Below are 15902 nucleotides of genomic sequence, written 5' to 3'. Positions count from 1 at the left end.
GTTCCCAAAACGTTCTCCGACTTGGCCAAAATCGCAGCTTGGGGCCGACTGGGCCATCTTCGGCTGATGGCGGGCTGAGATGGAGATTTCCTACACCCACGCCCAGAGCCAGCGCGTTCTAAAACAACGCAACCTGCTCGTGATCGTCGCCGGCGTACTTGGCGCCCTCTGCGCCTTTCTTGGGCTCATCACCGCCACCCGCGACCGTGAGGTGGTCCTGCAACCGATCCTGGCGTCGCCGTTGGTTGTGAATTCTTCCGGGGTGTCGCGGCAGTATCTGGAGCTGGTCACGCGCGATACCGCGGTCCTGACGCTCGATCGCAGCCCGGCCAACCTCGAATATTGGATGAAGTCGGTGCTCGAGATCACCGCGCCAAGCGCGCAGGGCAAGATCCGCGCCGACCTCATGAAGATCGTGAACGAGCAGCGCGGCTCTTCCATCGCGCAGTTCTTCACCATCCAGACGATGGAGCTGGACACCAAGAACCTGCAGTCGACCGTCACCGGCGACCTGCACACCATCGTGGGCAACAAGGTCGTCTCCAGCGAGCGCCGCTCCTTCCGCTTCGATTGGCAATATTCCGGATTGTCCCTGAAGCTTGTGGGCTTTGGAATGGTGGCGACCGGCAAGGAAAAGGATCAGTGATGTCGGTCTACGTCATCGGCAGCGCCGCAACCGGCGCGGTCTTCCTGTTGCGCTACTACTGCCTTTTGAGCCGGCTGATCGGTGTCGCGCTGGTGGCGGTGAGCTTCGTGCTCGTCGTATCCCCGGCGTGGGCGGACCAGACCGTGATGGCGGCTGATGGCAGTCAGGTGGATTGCGCCGCCTCGGCAAAGGACCTGACGAGGATCAGCCTCGTCGAGGACGAGTTCGCCTCAGTGTCGAAGATCTCGACCGGCAACCCGCAGGACGATTTTTCCGTCGTCAACGAGCCGGTGCGCGGGGACATCTATCTGTCGGTCCCCGAGGGCTTTGCGCGCCCCGCGCTGTCCTTCTTCGCGACGAGCAAGCGGGGGTACGTCTACAAGATCGTCTGCCGGATCGCTGGCGAACAGGCCGTCCAGCTCTTCATTTCCAATCCGGCGATCGCAAAGGCCAAGGCGGACGAGAACGGCGCGCCCCAACTGGCGGCTGCCCCTAGCCCGCAGGAAGCGGCGGTCGAGCTGGTCCAGGCCATGTATTCGAACAGCGTCGCTGATGGCTACGAGATGCGCCAGCGCACCTTGCGGCCCGTCTATGTCGGCAATCTCAAGGTCCAGATGATCGCGGAATACCGCGGATCGGAGCTGACTGGCCGCGTCCTGCGCATCGAGAATCGCGGCGCCGAAGCCATCACCCTGACCGAAACGACGGTCGCGCCGAACAGTGCGCTCGCGGTGTCCATCGCCGAGCCGAAGCTCGATCCTGGGAAGGTCACGACGGCCTATCTCGTCTCACAAACCGGGAGGCAGTGACATGGCCTGGAATGACTTCCTGAAGCGCAAGCGCGAACCGCTGGATGGCGGCGACGGCGAAGGCGTCTCACCCATCTCGACGGACCTGTCCGCAAACGAAAGCGTGAGGAAGAAGCAGCGGATGCTGCTCGCCGGAGTCGCCGGCGTAGGCCTGGTCGGATCCTCCTTCTGGATTTTCGGTGGCGATCAAAAGGCCAGCGACGGCGGCGATGTTGGGACGGCGAAGGTCGAGGTGTCGACCAAGGACATGGTCAACAAGAACCTCAACCAGCAGGAGTGGATGGCCCTCTCCGAGAACCAGATGCAATCGGTTGAGAACCAGCTGAAATCCGTCAACGGTCAGCAGCAGCGGCTCGACCAGCTCTCGCAACAGGTCGAACTCCTGAAGGGCGAAAACCAGGCCATGCGCGCGGACGGATCGCGCGTCCTCTCTGCCTATCAGCAAGAGAATGAAGCGCTTCGGCGGCAAGTGGCCTCGGCGCGTGCCACGCCCGCGCCGGCACCCTCAACAGGGCCGGGCGCGATGTACGGCCCGAACGGGACGCAGGCGTATCAGAGGCCCGACGGGCAGAATGGGGCCGCCGGCAGCCGTCCGATGCCGATGGGCGGTGCTGCCGAGGTCAAGCTGGTCAGCTTCCAGACCGCAGACGCCGGCAATGCGACGCGGGTCGCCAAGGGAACGACCACTTTCAGCGACAGCATCAATTATCTGCCGCCGAACAGCTTTGCGAGTGCCAAGGTCATCGTCGGGGTCGACGCCAGTGCTGGGGTGAACAGCCAGACCGATCCCTTGCCGGTGGTGTTGCGCATCACTGGCCCGGCACGCTCCGTCTATCAGAACGGCCGGCTCCTCACGACCAAGATAGAAGGCTGCCTCATCAATGGCGCCGCGCGCGGCGATCTCTCCAGCGAGAAGGTCTACGTTAAACTCCAGAAGATGACCTGTCCTCAGCCCGGCGGCCGCTACGCGGTGTCCGAGGTCAAGGGATTCATCGCGTTCGGCGGCAAGACCGGCGTGCGCGGCCGTGTGGTCAGCCGCGAAGGATCACTCGCCATGCAGGCCTTCCTGGCCGGGCTGGTGAGCGGTGGCGGCAATGCCCTCAACACGGCGTTCAATCAGCCGCTCGCAAGCATCAGCACCGACGGGGAGGGGGGCACCAACCGTACCCCTAACTTCGGCAGCGTCGGCTTGCGTGCGCTCGGTGGCGGCGCCGCGGAATCGGGCAAGGACGTCTCGAAATATCTGATCGAGCGGGCCGAGCAGTACCAACCCGTGATCGAGATGCCGACCGGCATCGACGTCGAAATCGTCTTTCTGGAGGGTGTCTATGTCCGCAATTGATCGTTTGCGAAAGCTGCGTGCGTTCGCTCGTCCCGCGCCGATCGTGGCGGCCGCCGCCGCGCTCAGCGTCGCGGGCATTGCCCTTGCGGCCGACGTCGCCGGCAAGGACGAAACCAAGGTCAGCCTCCTCCTCAAGACACGGCTTCCCAAAACGCCGCTGACCAAGCTCGACTGCGAGAAGATCGAGGGATTGTGCGAGGTCACATCCGGGGCGAACCTCTTCTACGTCAATCGCGGCGCCCGATATCTGATCATCGGCCGGGTCTACGATATGGAGACCCGCCAGGATCTGACAGCGGCGCGGCTGCTCGAAATCAATCCGGACATGCTGGTGGGCGGCGCTGCCAAGGCGAACGCGGCGGCGACCGATGACGGCGACCAGGCTGATGTCACCGCGCCCGCGCGCGGTGTCGGCAAGACGAGCGTGCCAGTACGCCCGGCCGCGCTCAACCTGTCGGGCCTTCCCACCGAGGGCGCCATAGTCTGGGGCAATCGGGCCGCGAAGCAGAGCGTCACCATCTTCACGGACTTCCGCTGCGGCTACTGCAGGGCGCTCACGAACGTGCTGCGGGGCATGGATGTGAAGGTCGTCGAGCGGCCGATCTCGGTGCTCGGAAGCCGGGACATCGCCGACCGAGTCTATTGCTCGAAGAACCAGGAGCAGGCGCTCCATGCCGCCTATGCCGGCGAGCCCTTCAAGGCACCCGCGTCCTGTGACACCAAGGGCCTAGACGCGAATGAGCGATTTGCCCGCGAACACGGCCTCAATGCAACGCCGATTATCGTGCGCGGGGATGGCGCTGTTCTCGAAGGCTATCGGCCGAAGGAGTTTCTCGAGGCCTGGCTGCGGGGGGCCCAATCATGAAGGGGGCATTCCGTAGCACCCTGGCGTTGCGGGGCTCGTGCGCGATGGCAGCGCTGGCGGCGCTCTCCGGCTGCGCGACCTTCGGCAGCAACGTGAAGGGAAGTTTCTCCTGCACGGCGCCGGACGGCATCTGCGCGCCGTCCTCCTCGATCGACGATCGCGCACTGGCGATGATCGCCGGTGAGGGCGCAATCAGTGAGCCGTCGCCCGCACGCGACAGCAGGGTCCGCGGCACGGCGCCCAGGTCGTCCCGCGTTGCTTCGATGGGACAGGGGGCATCGACGTCGCAGATCGATGCCCGGCGGACACAAGAGCGCGTCCTGCGCATCGTATTCCAGCCCTACATCGATGAGCGCGGTCGTCTTCATGAAGTGACGGCGGTTCACGCCGTCGTCCAAAGCGGCGAATGGCAGCAGCAGCTCCTTGCCAACGCCAGCGCAATTCCTGATCGCAATGCGATGGCGCTGGTCGCGACACCTAGCTCGCTGGCCGATGCCGTCGATCGCGCCGAATTGGCCGACCGTGCGGCCGGCGGCGTTGATCCCAATCTTCCTGATCCAGCGGTTGTGGCGGCGGCTCGTGCCCGCTCAACCGACCCGGTCAAGGCAATCCAGGACGATGTTGCGGCCCGCCTAGCCCCCAGGACGGGTCTCAATCCGGCGCAACCGGCTGCCGAAGCCTCCAAACGACGTGCGGAAACCCGCAGCGTTGACGGAGCGGCGCCGGTGGCGCCGGCCACAGAGGCGAAGTCTGCGGCGCCGATCGGTTTGCCGAGCACCGCCGTGGGCGCCGACGCGGCCGCGCGCGTGAAGGCGTCCCCGGAATATAGGTCGCGCGCGGCCCAGGCGGAAAGCGACGCGAAGGCGGCGGCACTCACGGGCACGGTTCCAGCACAGGACGGCAAAGCGCAATCCACGGTGCGCGCGGCGAGTTTTCCGGCCGCAATTCCGGAGGAAAACTGACATGGCGCGCGGTTTCCTCGACGAGATGCTGTCTGGCATCTTTGGCGACAGCAAGCGGCCGGACGCCCAACGGCCGGATTTCGCCATTCCGATGCTGGCGCACTGGCTTCCCTATCGCAGCTACGATCCGAAGACGGGGATCTTCTACAACAGCGCTTCGCGCGGGTTCGTCATTGAGGCCGCGCCGCTGGTGGGTGCTGACGAGCGCACGGGCGAAATTCTGGCGCAGTTCCTTTCCGAGGGCATTCCGGCGCCGGGTTGCCTTCAGATCCATCAATGGATGTCGCCGCGCATCGGTGAGCAGCTCTCGAAATGGTATCTGCCGCGCTACTCGGCGAGGGGCGTCTATGAGCGGATGGCCAAGCACCGGGTGGATTTCCTGACCGACGGCGTCTGGGAATCCCTGTCGGCAGATGCGCCCTTCTGCCTGCGCCATCACCGCGTTGCCATCTCCTATTCCACCCCGGATTCCTCCTCGATCACGATCGAGCAGATCGTCTCATTGATGGATGGCCTGATCTCCGCGCTCCAGTCGGTCAACGTGTCCGCGCGCAAAATGGATCCCGTCGCCCTGATCGGTTGGATCGACGACATCACGTCGCCGACGACCGCCGCTGGTGACGATGCGGTCAGCTACAATCCGCTCGATCCGATCGCTGACCAGGCGATCCGCCGCGACATCGAACTGCACATCGAGCCCGATCGGATGTTGCTGCGAACCGAGCGTTTCCGTCCGACCGGCAAAACACTCAAAGGGGCCCCGGAGATCGGGGAGATTTACCCCGACGTGTTCGACGTGCGTTCCTTTTCGGTGCGCAATCTCCCCACGCGCTGGGCACCGTGGGACGTCACGCGGCTGATCGGCGACATCTTCACGGACAAGCTGCGCATGCCGTGCCCGGTGTCGACCAATCTGTGCATCGAGTTTCCCGATCCGCAGGCGTCGACCAACAAGGCCAGCTACAAGTTCATGCGCACCACCAGCCTGGCCGATTCTAAGTCGTCCCGGTTCCTGCCGCAGCTGCGCGAACAGTCGCAGGAATGGCGGCACGTCAATGAAGAGATCCGGCAGGGCCGCAAGCTCGTGCGGGTGTTCTTCAGCGTCACGTCCTTTTCGCCGAAGGGCCAGGGCGACAGCAATGAGCGCGTGCTGAAGTCGGTCTATCGTGCTGCGGGCTGGGATCTTCTCGATGACCGCTACCTGCAGGTCATGGGCCTCCTGTGCGCGATGCCCATGACGATGGCCAATGGCCTGTCGAAGGACCTCGAGCGCATGAAGCGGATGCGCACCCTGCTCACGACGACGGCCGCGAACCTCGCGCCGCTGCAGGGCGAGTATCTCGGCGGGAGCATACCGCATCTCCTGCTGATCGGCCGCCGGGGGCAGCCATTCTTTTGGAGTCCGTTCGAGAATGCCGCCGGCAATCACAATGTAGCGGTCTTCGGCAAATCGGGCTCGGGCAAGTCGGTCGCATTGCAGGAGCTGTGCGGTTCGCTCTGCGGGGCCGGGGCCCGCGTGGTCGTGATCGATGACGGTCGCTCGTTCGAACATTCGGCCAAGCTCCAGGGCGGCGCTTTTGTCGAATTCACGATGAGCTCGGGCTTCTGCCTCAACCCGTTCTCGATGATCGACGAGGCCCAGGCCGCCGAGGATGAGGACTATCTCCTCGACTGCATGGCGATGCTCAAGGCCATCATCAACCAGATGTCGCGGCACATAAACCTGCTCGACGATACCGAGCGCGGGCTGATCGATGGCGCCGTCAACCAGGTCTGGGAGGCTCACGGCAGCCGTGGTTCGATCGATCTCGTCATCGAGGCGCTCGAGGCGACCGGAAATGGGCTGGCCGCGAACCTTGCGATCGCCATGCGACCCTTCTCGTCCGGCGGCACCTACGGCCGCTTCTTCCAGGGCGAGGTTTCGTTCGAGTTGTCCGCCCAGCTCACGGTCTTCGAGCTCTCCGACCTGTCGGCCCGAGAGGAACTGCGCAGCGTCGTCCTGACGGCAATCATGTTCATGTCGCAGCAAATGATGCGCAAGCTCGACCGCTCGATCCCCAAGGCGCTCCTGCTCGACGAGGCGTGGCAGATGCTGCGCGGCGGGGCGATGGCGGACTTCATCGAGACCTACGCGCGCACCTGCCGGAAATACGGTGCGTCGCTGGTTACGGCGACCCAGTCGCTGAACGATTATTACAAGTCGGCGGGCTCGGTCGCAGCGCTGGAGAATTCGGACTGGTTCGTGATCCTCCAGCAAAAGCCGGAGACCATCGCGGATTTCAAGAAGCACGATCGCTTCGAGATGGATGACTATACCGATGCGCTGCTGCGGTCCCTGAAGCGTAACGGCTTCGAATATTCGGATATCATGATCAAAGGGCCCGACACGCTGGCGGTCGGCCGCCTGGTGCTCGATCCCTATTCGGCGGCGCTGTTCTCCTCGAGCCCGAAGACCTTCGCGGCGATCGACGCATTGATCGCTGAAGGTCTCAGCATGGACGAAGCGATCGAGCGCATCGCCTTTCCCAACAATCCCGAAAAGTGGGTCAGCAACCTCGTCCCATCGGATGAGGTCGCGATCGCTGCGGAGTGACAGATATGGCGACGCATTCAACCCAACGGACCAATCGCCGCCGCGCCAGGCTCACGCGGCGCGAATGGCAGAACGTGCTGTACTTCGCGCTCCACGGTCTTGGCTTTGTCGCGTCGACCCTGCTCATCACCTGGGGCCTGTTCTTTCTTTTCTTCCTCGCGATCGGCGGCTTCTCGTTCGATGGTTTGGTCCATCAGCTGAACAATTTCACGACCCGTTACATCGCCGCCGATCCGGCGCGGGCCGGTGCCTTCCTCAACATGTTCGCCATCGCGCACATGATCCTTTCCACCGCCGTCGTAGCTCTTCGCGCCAACCGCATCCTGCCTCCGCGCGCAGAGGAGGGAGCCCCCCGTCATGGCTGAACAACCCCAACTCGACCTTCCCATTCCCCCTTCCGCGCCAGAGACCCGAGCGGCGAAGCGCAGGGTAGGGTTTGGCGGCCTCACGCGCACCCAGATGCTGTTCCTGCTGCTGCTGATCGCGGCGGTTGTCTGGGGCATGTGGGTGACCCGATCGCTGACCCAGTCGAAACAGGACAATATCGTTTCGGCGCGGCTGTCGGCTCTGGTCGGCGATTATGTCGAGGCCCAGCGCTTTTCTGGCTCGCCGCCGGAACGCGTGCGAGCCGAGATGCAGGCGTTCATGGCGTCGCTCGAAAAGGAATTGCAGCGCCGGAGCCAAGGCGGCCAGATCGTCCTCGTCGGCGAGGCCGTCCTTACCAAGAACGTGCCGGACATTACCGACAGTCTGAAGAAGGCCGTATTCGCCTCTGGCGTGCCAGAACCCAAGCGCCTTTCCGTCGAGGAATTGCAGCGACTGCAGGAGCTTTCGGCCGCGCAGTCCGCGTTGGCCGCCTCGCGTTCCGCGCCGCAGCCAGTGCAGGGCGCCACCATCGATCCCATGGCTGGCGTGGCCGGCGGTTACGGACCCGCAGCGGCAGGACAGGCGGGGACTGTGCAGCCGGCGCCGGCGCAAATGCCTGGAGCGTCCGTTTCCACCTTCGGAGGCCCTGATGGCAACGGTGGCCAATAAGGTCGCGGCCCAGCCCTGGCGGCCGCGCAAGCGTCTCTGGGGGACGTTGGCGCTGGCCGTCATTGGGACCCTGGGGTTCAGCGCGATAAGCGCATGGCAAGATTGCCACATCATCCTGATCAACACGACGGACTCGCTGCCGAATTGGGCGTTTTTCATCGAGCGCCACAAGCTCCCGACGCGCGGGAGCTATGTTTTCTTCGATCCACCTGCGGGTGCTCTGCTGCGTCGCCATTTCGGGACGAAACCGCGGATGTTCGGAAAGATCGTCTATGGCATGCCTGGCGACATCATCAGCCATGTCGGCCGCACGGTCGCGGTGAATGGCCGCGCGGTCGCGGAGATGAAGCCGCTTACACGCCTCGGCGAGCCGTTGACCCCGGGCCTCACCGGCCGGGTGCCGGACGGCTGCTATTTTGCGGCAACGCCCCACAAGGACGGCTTCGATAGTCGCTACGCCGAAATCGGCTTCGTCTGCGCGCGCCAGATCATTGGGACAGGGGAGCCAATCCTATGAGGATGCTTGTCACGGGCTGCGTTTGCGCAGTCACGGCGCTTGGTTCCGCGCTCGTCTTGGGTCCGATGCGTTCGGAGGCGAAGGACTACGGCCAGGCGGCCCAAACATTCCCGGTGATTGAGCCGGATCTCCTTTCGACGATTGAGAGCCGTCTGCGCCGAGCCGAGGCCAGCGGCGAGCTCGCGCGCACGAATGAGATGTTCGCCAAGCGTGTAGAGGCGAAGGTTCGTCGCCCTGATCCGGTTGCGGGAATCACGCCGGCACGGGCTGCTCGCACATGGGATTTCGATCCGTCGGTCACGATGGAGCGCGATATCCGCGATCAGAAAGGGAACCTGATCGCCGCCGCCGGCCAGCGCATCAATCCGCTCGACTTTGTCGCGATCCGGCAGGACCTCGTCTTCATCGACGGCGACGATCCTGAGCAAATGGCCTGGGCGATAGCGCGCTATACCGATCTCAAGGCCAAGATCATCCTCGTCAGAGGCTCGCCTGTCGAACAGATGACCGCGAAAAAGCGGCGCTTCTACTTCGATCAGGCCGGAAAGCTTACGTCTCGGTTCGGTATCGAACACACGCCGGCGGTTGTGTCTCAGGCGGGCAAGGTGATGCGCGTCTCCGAGGTCGTCCTGAAGACCGGAGGGCCGGGCTGATGCCGCTTTGGCTGGACATGCTCCGCACCCCGATGGCGGCGCCAGAAAACCGTGCGCTCCGGCGCCTTCGCCTGATCTGGCAGGCGCTTTGCCTGTCGCTCGGTGCCAGCATTTTGAGCCTGCATCCCTTGCAACGCCAGTTCGGCCGAACGGCCGCCGCTGCGATCGCGGTGCTGCTGGTAGCGGTCGTCGCGACGACGGCGCTCTACCTGGTGCGCAAGCAGCGCGCGGACACGGCGTTTCTCGATGCAATCGGAGAGGAGCTATGATGCGTTCCGCTCGATCGGCCCTGCGCCTTCTTCTCGTCGCGATCGCCGCTTTCGTTCTCGCGCCAAGCGCACAGGCGGCAGGACCGACGTGTCACGGCAAATTCGTGAACCCCATCACCGATGTATGTTGGTCCTGCCTGTTCCCATTGTCGGTGGGCGGTCTCAAGATTTGGCCAAGCGGTCGCCCGGATACCGCGAATCCCGCGTCGCCGATTTGCCTGTGCGGGAGCCCCATTCCTCGCATCGGCATCTCCGTCGGCTTTTGGGAGCCGGCCCGCCTCGCGGACGTGACGATGAAGCCTTGGTGCTTTCCCAACCTCGGCGGCATCCGCATCGCACCGGGGTTCGATATTGGCCAGGGCTATTTGACGGGCCCGTCGATGGTTGGGGGACGATCCCAGAGCACGGCCAAATGGCACGTCCACTGGTACGTTTATCCGGTGCTCTACTGGATGGAGATCCTCACCGATTTCGTCTGCTTCGAGCAGGCGAGCTTCGACATCGCCTACATGACCGAGATCGATCCACTCTGGCAGGATGACTCGCTGACGGCGTTGATCAATCCTGAGGCGATCGTTTTCGCGAACCCTATCGCACAGGTGGCCTGCGCAGGCGATTGCATTGCAGGCACCGTCCACCTTCCGCTCGATCCGCTGTTCTGGTGCGCGGGCTGTCAGGGCAGCATGTATCCGCTGAACGGAAACGTGCCGTCCTCGATCGGCCATGTCCAATCCTCGCGGCTCGCGCTGTCGCGCTTCGCCTACAAGATGCACCGCGAGGCTCTTGCCTGGGGAACGATGGGGTCGGCGGGTCTTTGCAAGAAGTATCTCATGCCGATCATGCGGAAGCAGCAATACCGCTTCCAGATGGTCAATCCGATCCCGACCGTCAGCGGTCGCTTCGCCTGCTCCGCGATCGGGGCATCCACCATGCCGCCTGATGCTGGCCGTGCCTATCCCGCCGGGGGCGAGGACATGGGCTACCTGATCTGGCGCAAGCGCAACTGCTGCGTGCTCTAGGAGGGCTCTCGATGCGCGTTTATCTTTGGGCTTCCGCTGCACTCCTCGGGATCGCCGGCATATCTGCTGTGCTCGCGCAAAGCGTCGACGGGATCGACGTGCAGGCGATCAAGAAGCGTTCGGCAGAGCTCCAGGCCGATGCTGAGGCCTTCGTCAATCAGGTGAAGGATAGGGGCGACGCATTCCGAGAGGATGCCGCCAAGGCTGGCGATGCGGGCATGGCCAATATGCAGCGGGTCGCGAAGAGTGATTTGCCCAAAGGGCCGGCGGGTCCTGTCGATTTCGATGAGATCGTTGCAGGCGCCGCATCGAATGCCACGACGGGTAAGGGCGATGCGCCACAGTTCATCGTCTTCGCCAGCCTCTCGATGCCGCCGCGGTCGCTCAAGACCTTGATTGGCGACACCGCCAAAGCCGGCGGCGTCGTGGTTTTCCGGGGCTTTCCGAACAATTCGATGAAGGAGTTTGCCACTGCCCTCGGCAAGATCGTCGATCGGCAGGACGACTTTGCCAATGTCGGCATCGATCCGCGCCTCTTTCGCGCATTCAATGTCCAGGCCGTGCCGACCTACGTCGCGGTTTCTTCCGACTTCGATCTCTGCGCAGGATTCTCCTGCCAGACCAAGGTTCCTCCCTATGACCGCATGGTCGGCAACGTGTCGGTCCAGTACGCGCTCGAACAGTTCGCAAAAGAGCATGGGCCGGGTGCGCGTGTCGCCGCGGTCGGCCTTTCCAACATGCGCAAGGCCAATCCGTGAGGTCGATCCTCGCCTTTGCTGCGGTGCTTGCTGCACTGGCGGGCGTACCGCCAGCGCTCGGCCAGACGACCATCGAGGAGGCGCGGCAGCAGGGTAAGGCATTTGGGACGGAGAAGCGCAGCGATACGACGCTGGTGCCCTCCAGCGAGGCGCAGGCGGCGGCTGTGCCAGGCTATTCCGGCACCAATCTCCCCGAAGGGTCCTATTTTGACGATCCTGAACGATTGGAATCAGCCGCCCAATCCTCGAAATCCTCCAACGAACAATATCGCATCACCACAGATGCCGATCGTAGCCGTGCGACCTTCAGCAATTCGGAGGTCCTCGCGACCACGACGCGGGCCACGTCGATCGAGAATGATCCGTCGGCATATCTCGCCGGCGAGCAATATACTGGCAGCGGCGGTTCCTGCGTGCCATTGCCCCCCGCGACCGGCGGCGCTGGCTATTACGAAGCGAGCTGCAATGCAGGCAGCAAGGTCACGCCTGAAGCCCGCACCTGTGCCGTCACTCTCGATGTGCGCGCCGAGAAGCGGACGATCTACACCTATTATACCGGCAGATTGAGCTTTCTTCCGACAGACGGGGGACCTTATCCGGCCCGCGCCGCCTTCGACGACGAGATCGCGTCCGGTGTCTGCTGGGAAAGTCGGCCGATCGACTATTGCGGAAACATGGGCGCCTACGGCTACACGGCGGCGCCGAACTGCAGCAGCCTTGGGCATACCGCCGTGGAGGTCAAATGTACGGCGGAAGCGCAGGGCATCACGCCCGGCGAATATCACCCAGGCTATGTGATCTCGACGGGAAATTACTGGCTCACGAAGCAGGAGGAGTCCGCGGTGCCGGTGATCACCCGGAACGAGGGTCTCTGCGCGGCGAATGCTGCCGATGCCAATTGCACGCTCGAAAGCGAGGTCTGCACGTCGAGCGACCCGGTCACGAGGATCATCGATGGCGTGTCCGTGACTCAACCCTGCTGGGCCTGGCAGCGCACCTATCAATGCAATCGCGTCTCGGCGGCCAATGATTGCGGTGAGCTCGAGGCGAACGGAAGCTGCACCTATCTTCGCACCGAATGCCTCGACGACGATGGCAGCGGCGGGCCGTGCAAGGTCGAGAACCGCGTCTATCAATGCCCGACACCATCGGGTGGAACCACCGACGCGCCGCAATACATCTGCGGCAACGACATATATTGTATCAACGGCGACTGCGAACCGATCGTCCGCGAAGCGTCGACCGAGTTCAAGGATGCGCTCGTCGCACTCCATTCGATCGATCAGGCCGGCAAGGAGTTCGACGAGAACAATTTCACGGTCTTCAAGGGCAATCGTGAGAGCTGCCACAAGCCCGTCTTCGGCCTCATCAACTGCTGCGCGGGCAAGACGTCGGGCCTTCTGACGGTCGGCGCAGGCGCTGCGGCCCTGGCTGGCGGTCCTGCCGCTATTGCGGCGCTCGCCACGCCCTTCCTCACCCTTTTCGCCTGTTCGCAGGATGAGATGAAGCTCGACATCAAGGACCGCATGGGCCTGTGCCATAATCTCGGGACCTACTGTTCGTCGAAGATCCTGGGCATCTGCACCACGAAGCGGACCGCCTATTGCTGCTTCGAAAGCAAGCTCAGCCGCGTGCTTCAGGAGCAGGGCCGGCCCCAGTTGGGCAAGGGATGGGGTTCGCCCAAAAACGAGCAGTGCGCCGGATTTACTGTCGAGGAATTTGCCCGGCTCGATCTGTCGGTCATGAATTTCACGGAGGTCTACGCGGACTTCATGGACGCGGCCAAGTTGCCCGACGAAGTCCAGACCATGACGGACATCCAGTCCAAAATTCAATCCTACTACGATCTCCATGGCAAGTGACGGGGTCCTGATGGCCCCCGCCTTGCGGGAAGGCGCTGTAGGCTCCGGAAACAGGGAGACGAACCATGCCGCTGCCGCTTCTTGAGTTGCCCGTCATCGCGACCGCGCTCCTGCTGCATCCTTCAGAGACACCACCGTCGCGGCCGATGCAATGCGCTTCCCGGCATCCAGCCACGATCGCGGATTGCTGCGTCCACTTCCGCGATGGTGAGGTGAACGTCGATCGGGCCAGCAGGGTGCCGCAACAGCTCCCTGCACAGGAGAGTGAGGGGAGGGCGAACCATGCGGCGCTGTGACATGTGCGCAATTCTGGCGGCGCTGGCGCTGGCGGCGACGATCGGCACGCCACCTGTCGCTGCTCAGGATGTCCCGTCAGCCCGGAATGAGGCGATCGACCAGGACAGGCCGGATGATTTCTACTGCGGCGAGCGAAGGTTGGGGCAGTGGTTCTATTGCGCAAAGCCGAAGCCGGCGGACAATGCCAAACCTGCCACGCCGATCGAGGAAGAGCGCGCCTCAGATCGTATCGCCGCGATCACCAGGCAGCTCGATGAGTTGAAGGCTAAGGCGATCCTCGAACCGACCGAAGCCAACGTCATCAACTACATCCGCTTCCAACGCGAGCAGCTCGATCGCGCATCGACCTTCTCCGATACCTGGCAGCGTGCGCTGTGGCAGAACCCGGATCTCGACTACACGCTGCAACGCCCGGTCTCGACGGTGGGCAAACGTCTCTGGCTGGACAATCGCAAGGCTGATCGGGACACCGTCCTGACAAGCCTCGGCCAGCGTTATGGGTTGTTTTATTTCTACGCCCAAAGCTGCGGCGCCTGCGAGGTGTTCGCGCCCATCCTGCGGTCGGTGACCGACAGTCACCGGATGACGGTGATGGCCGTGTCCATGGACGGCGGCCCGAGCAAGGACTTTCCGAACTATGTCGTCGACTCCGGGCAGCGCGCGCGGATGGGCGTGCCCGGCAACGAGACGCCGGCGCTGGTTCTGTTCGACACACAGACCAAGCGGACCATTCCGGTTGGCTATGGCGTGCTCAGTGCCGACGAAATCATGGACCGCATTTTCATGCTGACCAACACGAAGGTCGGGAGCGATTACTGATGGCACAGGCAAGGAATGGCGCGCTGCGCCGGAAGCTCGGCACCGCCATGGCGCTAGTTGCAGCCTCCCATTTTGCGTTCGTTGGCGTCGCGCGCGCCGATGTTGCGTCCCAGATGAACGGCTTCTTCAACGACGCCGGCGGCGCGGCAAACGTCACCGGGCCGACCGCGTTCGAGGGCCAGTCGGCCGGCTATTATTCGCTCGGGAACGTCTGGACGCGCTTCCCGCAGAAGAGCGTTTCGCCGTTCAACCTGCAGCTTCCCAGCGCCCGGGCCGGTTGCGGCGGTATCGATCTGTTCGCCGGCAGTTTCTCATTCATCAATGCCTCTGAAATCGTGGCGATGCTGAAGGCGACTGCCAACAACGCACTGGGCTTCGCCTTCAAGCTCGCGATCGACTCCGTGTCGCCGGAGATCGGCAAGGTGATGGATGAGTTCAGCCAGAAGGCTCAGCTGCTCAACCAGATGAACATCTCGAGCTGTGAGACAGCGCAGGCGCTGGTCGGCGGGATCTGGCCACAGATGGAAACGACTCGGTCGACCATTTGCGAAGCGGTGGGCAACAGCCAGGGGGTCTTTTCCGACTGGGCCGCGTCGCGGCAGGGCTGCAACAACGGCAACCGCCGTGACAGCACGATCGCGGGCAACACGGATGCCAACATGAAGGATCAGCTCGTCGGCGAGCCGCACAACTACACCTGGGAGGCACTGAAGAAGTCCGCGAAGTTCGGTGCGTTCGACCAGTCATTCTCGGAATATATCATGACCCTGGTCGGCACCGTGGTGACGACGCCATCGTCTGATCCGAGCGTTGGCGGGAAGGTGGTGATGTTCGGCCCCGCGGAGGAAGCCGTTGTCACCGCGCTTCTCGACGGGACGGCGGGAGCGCCCGCCGTGAAGATGCTGAAGTGCAACGACACCGATTGCTATGATGTCGGCGAGCAGACCTTGTCGGTGCCCGCATCCTCCGCGTTGCGGCCACGGATTGCCAGCATGATCCGCTCGATGAGCAGCAAGATCCGCACAGATACCGCGCTCGACGCTTCGGAAAAGCAGCTCCTCAATCTCGCGACCGTCCCGCTTTACAAGATCCTCTCGGTCCAGGCCTATGCGCACTATGCGCTGACCGATGGCGAGATCGAGACGCTGTCCGAGATCGTCGCGGTCGACCTGCTGGCTGCGATGCTGGACAACATGCTCGACCGGGTCGAGCAAGCGCAGACCCACTATCAGACCTTCGACCAGGCGACCGCGACCCAGTGGAAACAGCAGATCGCCGCCACGCGGCAAAAATTCTCGCAGCGTGACGTCAAGCTGTCGAACAAGCTGCAGGTGACGATGCAGATCATCGATCGCAGCATCATGCTCGAGTCCACGCTCCAGAATTCGATGACACCGGGCATGGCCTCCGCGCTCAATTTCTCGCGCGGGTTGAACGCACAAGGGCTGAACTAGGG

General features: G+C 63.4%; 17 protein-coding genes. All 17 read left to right on the top strand.

Going from position 1 to position 15902, the window contains the following annotated elements; translation table 11 throughout:
• Positions 1–79 precede the first annotated feature (79 nt).
• Positions 80–646: a type IV conjugative transfer system protein TraE gene (locus tag Q0316_RS11335; protein WP_298672408.1), complete on the top strand. Its 567-nt coding sequence runs from the start codon at positions 80–82 to the stop codon at positions 644–646.
• Positions 643–1455, top strand: a complete 813-nt coding sequence (locus tag Q0316_RS11330) for a type-F conjugative transfer system secretin TraK (protein WP_298672405.1) — start codon at positions 643–645, stop codon at positions 1453–1455. Before Q0316_RS11335 ends, Q0316_RS11330 begins: the two co-directional genes overlap by 4 nt.
• 1 nt (position 1456) lies before the next feature.
• Positions 1457–2797, top strand: coding sequence for a TrbI/VirB10 family protein (locus Q0316_RS11325; protein ID WP_298672403.1), 1341 nt, complete (start codon positions 1457–1459; stop codon positions 2795–2797).
• On the top strand, positions 2784–3662 hold the full coding sequence (locus Q0316_RS11320) for a DsbC family protein (protein WP_298672401.1): 879 nt from the start codon (positions 2784–2786) through the stop codon (positions 3660–3662). Before Q0316_RS11325 ends, Q0316_RS11320 begins: the two co-directional genes overlap by 14 nt.
• A gap of 44 nt (positions 3663–3706) precedes the next feature.
• Positions 3707–4624 carry a TraV family lipoprotein gene (locus tag Q0316_RS11315; RefSeq protein ID WP_298672399.1) on the top strand — a complete coding sequence of 306 codons (918 nt, stop codon included), beginning with the start codon at positions 3707–3709 and terminating at the stop codon, positions 4622–4624.
• 1 nt (position 4625) lies between these two features.
• Positions 4626–7217, top strand: coding sequence for a type IV secretion system protein TraC (traC, locus tag Q0316_RS11310; RefSeq protein ID WP_298672396.1), 2592 nt, complete (start codon positions 4626–4628; stop codon positions 7215–7217).
• Between the two features lie 5 nt (positions 7218–7222).
• On the top strand, positions 7223–7582 hold the full coding sequence (locus Q0316_RS11305) for a hypothetical protein (RefSeq protein WP_298672419.1): 360 nt from the start codon (positions 7223–7225) through the stop codon (positions 7580–7582).
• Positions 7575–8252: a type-F conjugative transfer system protein TrbI gene (locus Q0316_RS11300; protein WP_298672393.1), complete on the top strand. Its 678-nt coding sequence runs from the start codon at positions 7575–7577 to the stop codon at positions 8250–8252. Before Q0316_RS11305 ends, Q0316_RS11300 begins: the two co-directional genes overlap by 8 nt.
• Positions 8233–8769 carry a S26 family signal peptidase gene (locus tag Q0316_RS11295; RefSeq protein ID WP_298672390.1) on the top strand — a complete coding sequence of 179 codons (537 nt, stop codon included), beginning with the start codon at positions 8233–8235 and terminating at the stop codon, positions 8767–8769. The genes Q0316_RS11300 and Q0316_RS11295 overlap by 20 nt, the downstream gene beginning before the upstream one ends.
• The gene (gene traW, locus Q0316_RS11290) at positions 8766–9422 is read left to right on the top strand and encodes a type-F conjugative transfer system protein TraW (RefSeq protein WP_298672388.1); all 657 of its coding nucleotides are present in this window, start codon (positions 8766–8768) and stop codon (positions 9420–9422) included. The genes Q0316_RS11295 and traW overlap by 4 nt, the downstream gene beginning before the upstream one ends.
• Positions 9422–9691, top strand: a complete 270-nt coding sequence (locus Q0316_RS11285) for a hypothetical protein (RefSeq protein ID WP_298672385.1) — start codon at positions 9422–9424, stop codon at positions 9689–9691. The genes traW and Q0316_RS11285 overlap by 1 nt, the downstream gene beginning before the upstream one ends.
• Positions 9691–10710 carry a conjugal transfer pilus assembly protein TraU gene (traU, locus tag Q0316_RS11280; RefSeq protein ID WP_298672416.1) on the top strand — a complete coding sequence of 340 codons (1020 nt, stop codon included), beginning with the start codon at positions 9691–9693 and terminating at the stop codon, positions 10708–10710. Before Q0316_RS11285 ends, traU begins: the two co-directional genes overlap by 1 nt.
• A gap of 11 nt (positions 10711–10721) precedes the next feature.
• The gene (gene trbC, locus Q0316_RS11275) at positions 10722–11468 is read left to right on the top strand and encodes a type-F conjugative transfer system pilin assembly protein TrbC (RefSeq protein ID WP_298672384.1); all 747 of its coding nucleotides are present in this window, start codon (positions 10722–10724) and stop codon (positions 11466–11468) included.
• Positions 11465–13330: a conjugal transfer protein TraN gene (locus tag Q0316_RS11270; RefSeq protein ID WP_298672381.1), complete on the top strand. Its 1866-nt coding sequence runs from the start codon at positions 11465–11467 to the stop codon at positions 13328–13330. The genes trbC and Q0316_RS11270 overlap by 4 nt, the downstream gene beginning before the upstream one ends.
• 65 nt (positions 13331–13395) lie before the next feature.
• On the top strand, positions 13396–13626 hold the full coding sequence (locus Q0316_RS11265; RefSeq protein ID WP_298672379.1) for a hypothetical protein: 231 nt from the start codon (positions 13396–13398) through the stop codon (positions 13624–13626).
• A 1-nt stretch (position 13627) separates the two neighbouring features.
• Positions 13628–14446, top strand: coding sequence for a conjugal transfer protein TraF (locus tag Q0316_RS11260; RefSeq protein WP_298672413.1), 819 nt, complete (start codon positions 13628–13630; stop codon positions 14444–14446).
• The gene (locus Q0316_RS11255) at positions 14446–15900 is read left to right on the top strand and encodes a conjugal transfer protein TraH (RefSeq protein WP_298672376.1); all 1455 of its coding nucleotides are present in this window, start codon (positions 14446–14448) and stop codon (positions 15898–15900) included. The genes Q0316_RS11260 and Q0316_RS11255 overlap by 1 nt, the downstream gene beginning before the upstream one ends.
• The last annotated feature ends 2 nt before the right edge of the window (positions 15901–15902 follow it).

The sequence above is a fragment of the uncultured Sphingomonas sp. genome (genome assembly GCF_937871615.1).
Lineage (GTDB): Bacteria > Pseudomonadota > Alphaproteobacteria > Sphingomonadales > Sphingomonadaceae > Sphingomonas.
Note: the sequence above shows the minus strand (reverse complement) of the source record. Positions and strands in the feature narration are given on the sequence as shown.

Coding starts and splice junctions, on each gene's coding strand:
- Q0316_RS11335 (WP_298672408.1), top strand. CDS start 80: ATGGAGATTTCCTACACCCACGCCCAGAGCCAGCGCGTTCTAAAACAA.
- Q0316_RS11325 (WP_298672403.1), top strand. CDS start 1,457: ATGGCCTGGAATGACTTCCTGAAGCGCAAGCGCGAACCGCTGGATGGC.
- Q0316_RS11320 (WP_298672401.1), top strand. CDS start 2,784: ATGTCCGCAATTGATCGTTTGCGAAAGCTGCGTGCGTTCGCTCGTCCC.
- Q0316_RS11315 (WP_298672399.1), top strand. CDS start 3,707: ATGGCAGCGCTGGCGGCGCTCTCCGGCTGCGCGACCTTCGGCAGCAAC.
- traC (WP_298672396.1), top strand. CDS start 4,626: ATGGCGCGCGGTTTCCTCGACGAGATGCTGTCTGGCATCTTTGGCGAC.
- Q0316_RS11305 (WP_298672419.1), top strand. CDS start 7,223: ATGGCGACGCATTCAACCCAACGGACCAATCGCCGCCGCGCCAGGCTC.
- Q0316_RS11300 (WP_298672393.1), top strand. CDS start 7,575: ATGGCTGAACAACCCCAACTCGACCTTCCCATTCCCCCTTCCGCGCCA.
- Q0316_RS11295 (WP_298672390.1), top strand. CDS start 8,233: ATGGCAACGGTGGCCAATAAGGTCGCGGCCCAGCCCTGGCGGCCGCGC.
- traW (WP_298672388.1), top strand. CDS start 8,766: ATGAGGATGCTTGTCACGGGCTGCGTTTGCGCAGTCACGGCGCTTGGT.
- Q0316_RS11285 (WP_298672385.1), top strand. CDS start 9,422: ATGCCGCTTTGGCTGGACATGCTCCGCACCCCGATGGCGGCGCCAGAA.
- traU (WP_298672416.1), top strand. CDS start 9,691: ATGCGTTCCGCTCGATCGGCCCTGCGCCTTCTTCTCGTCGCGATCGCC.
- trbC (WP_298672384.1), top strand. CDS start 10,722: ATGCGCGTTTATCTTTGGGCTTCCGCTGCACTCCTCGGGATCGCCGGC.
- Q0316_RS11265 (WP_298672379.1), top strand. CDS start 13,396: ATGCCGCTGCCGCTTCTTGAGTTGCCCGTCATCGCGACCGCGCTCCTG.
- Q0316_RS11260 (WP_298672413.1), top strand. CDS start 13,628: ATGTGCGCAATTCTGGCGGCGCTGGCGCTGGCGGCGACGATCGGCACG.
- Q0316_RS11255 (WP_298672376.1), top strand. CDS start 14,446: ATGGCACAGGCAAGGAATGGCGCGCTGCGCCGGAAGCTCGGCACCGCC.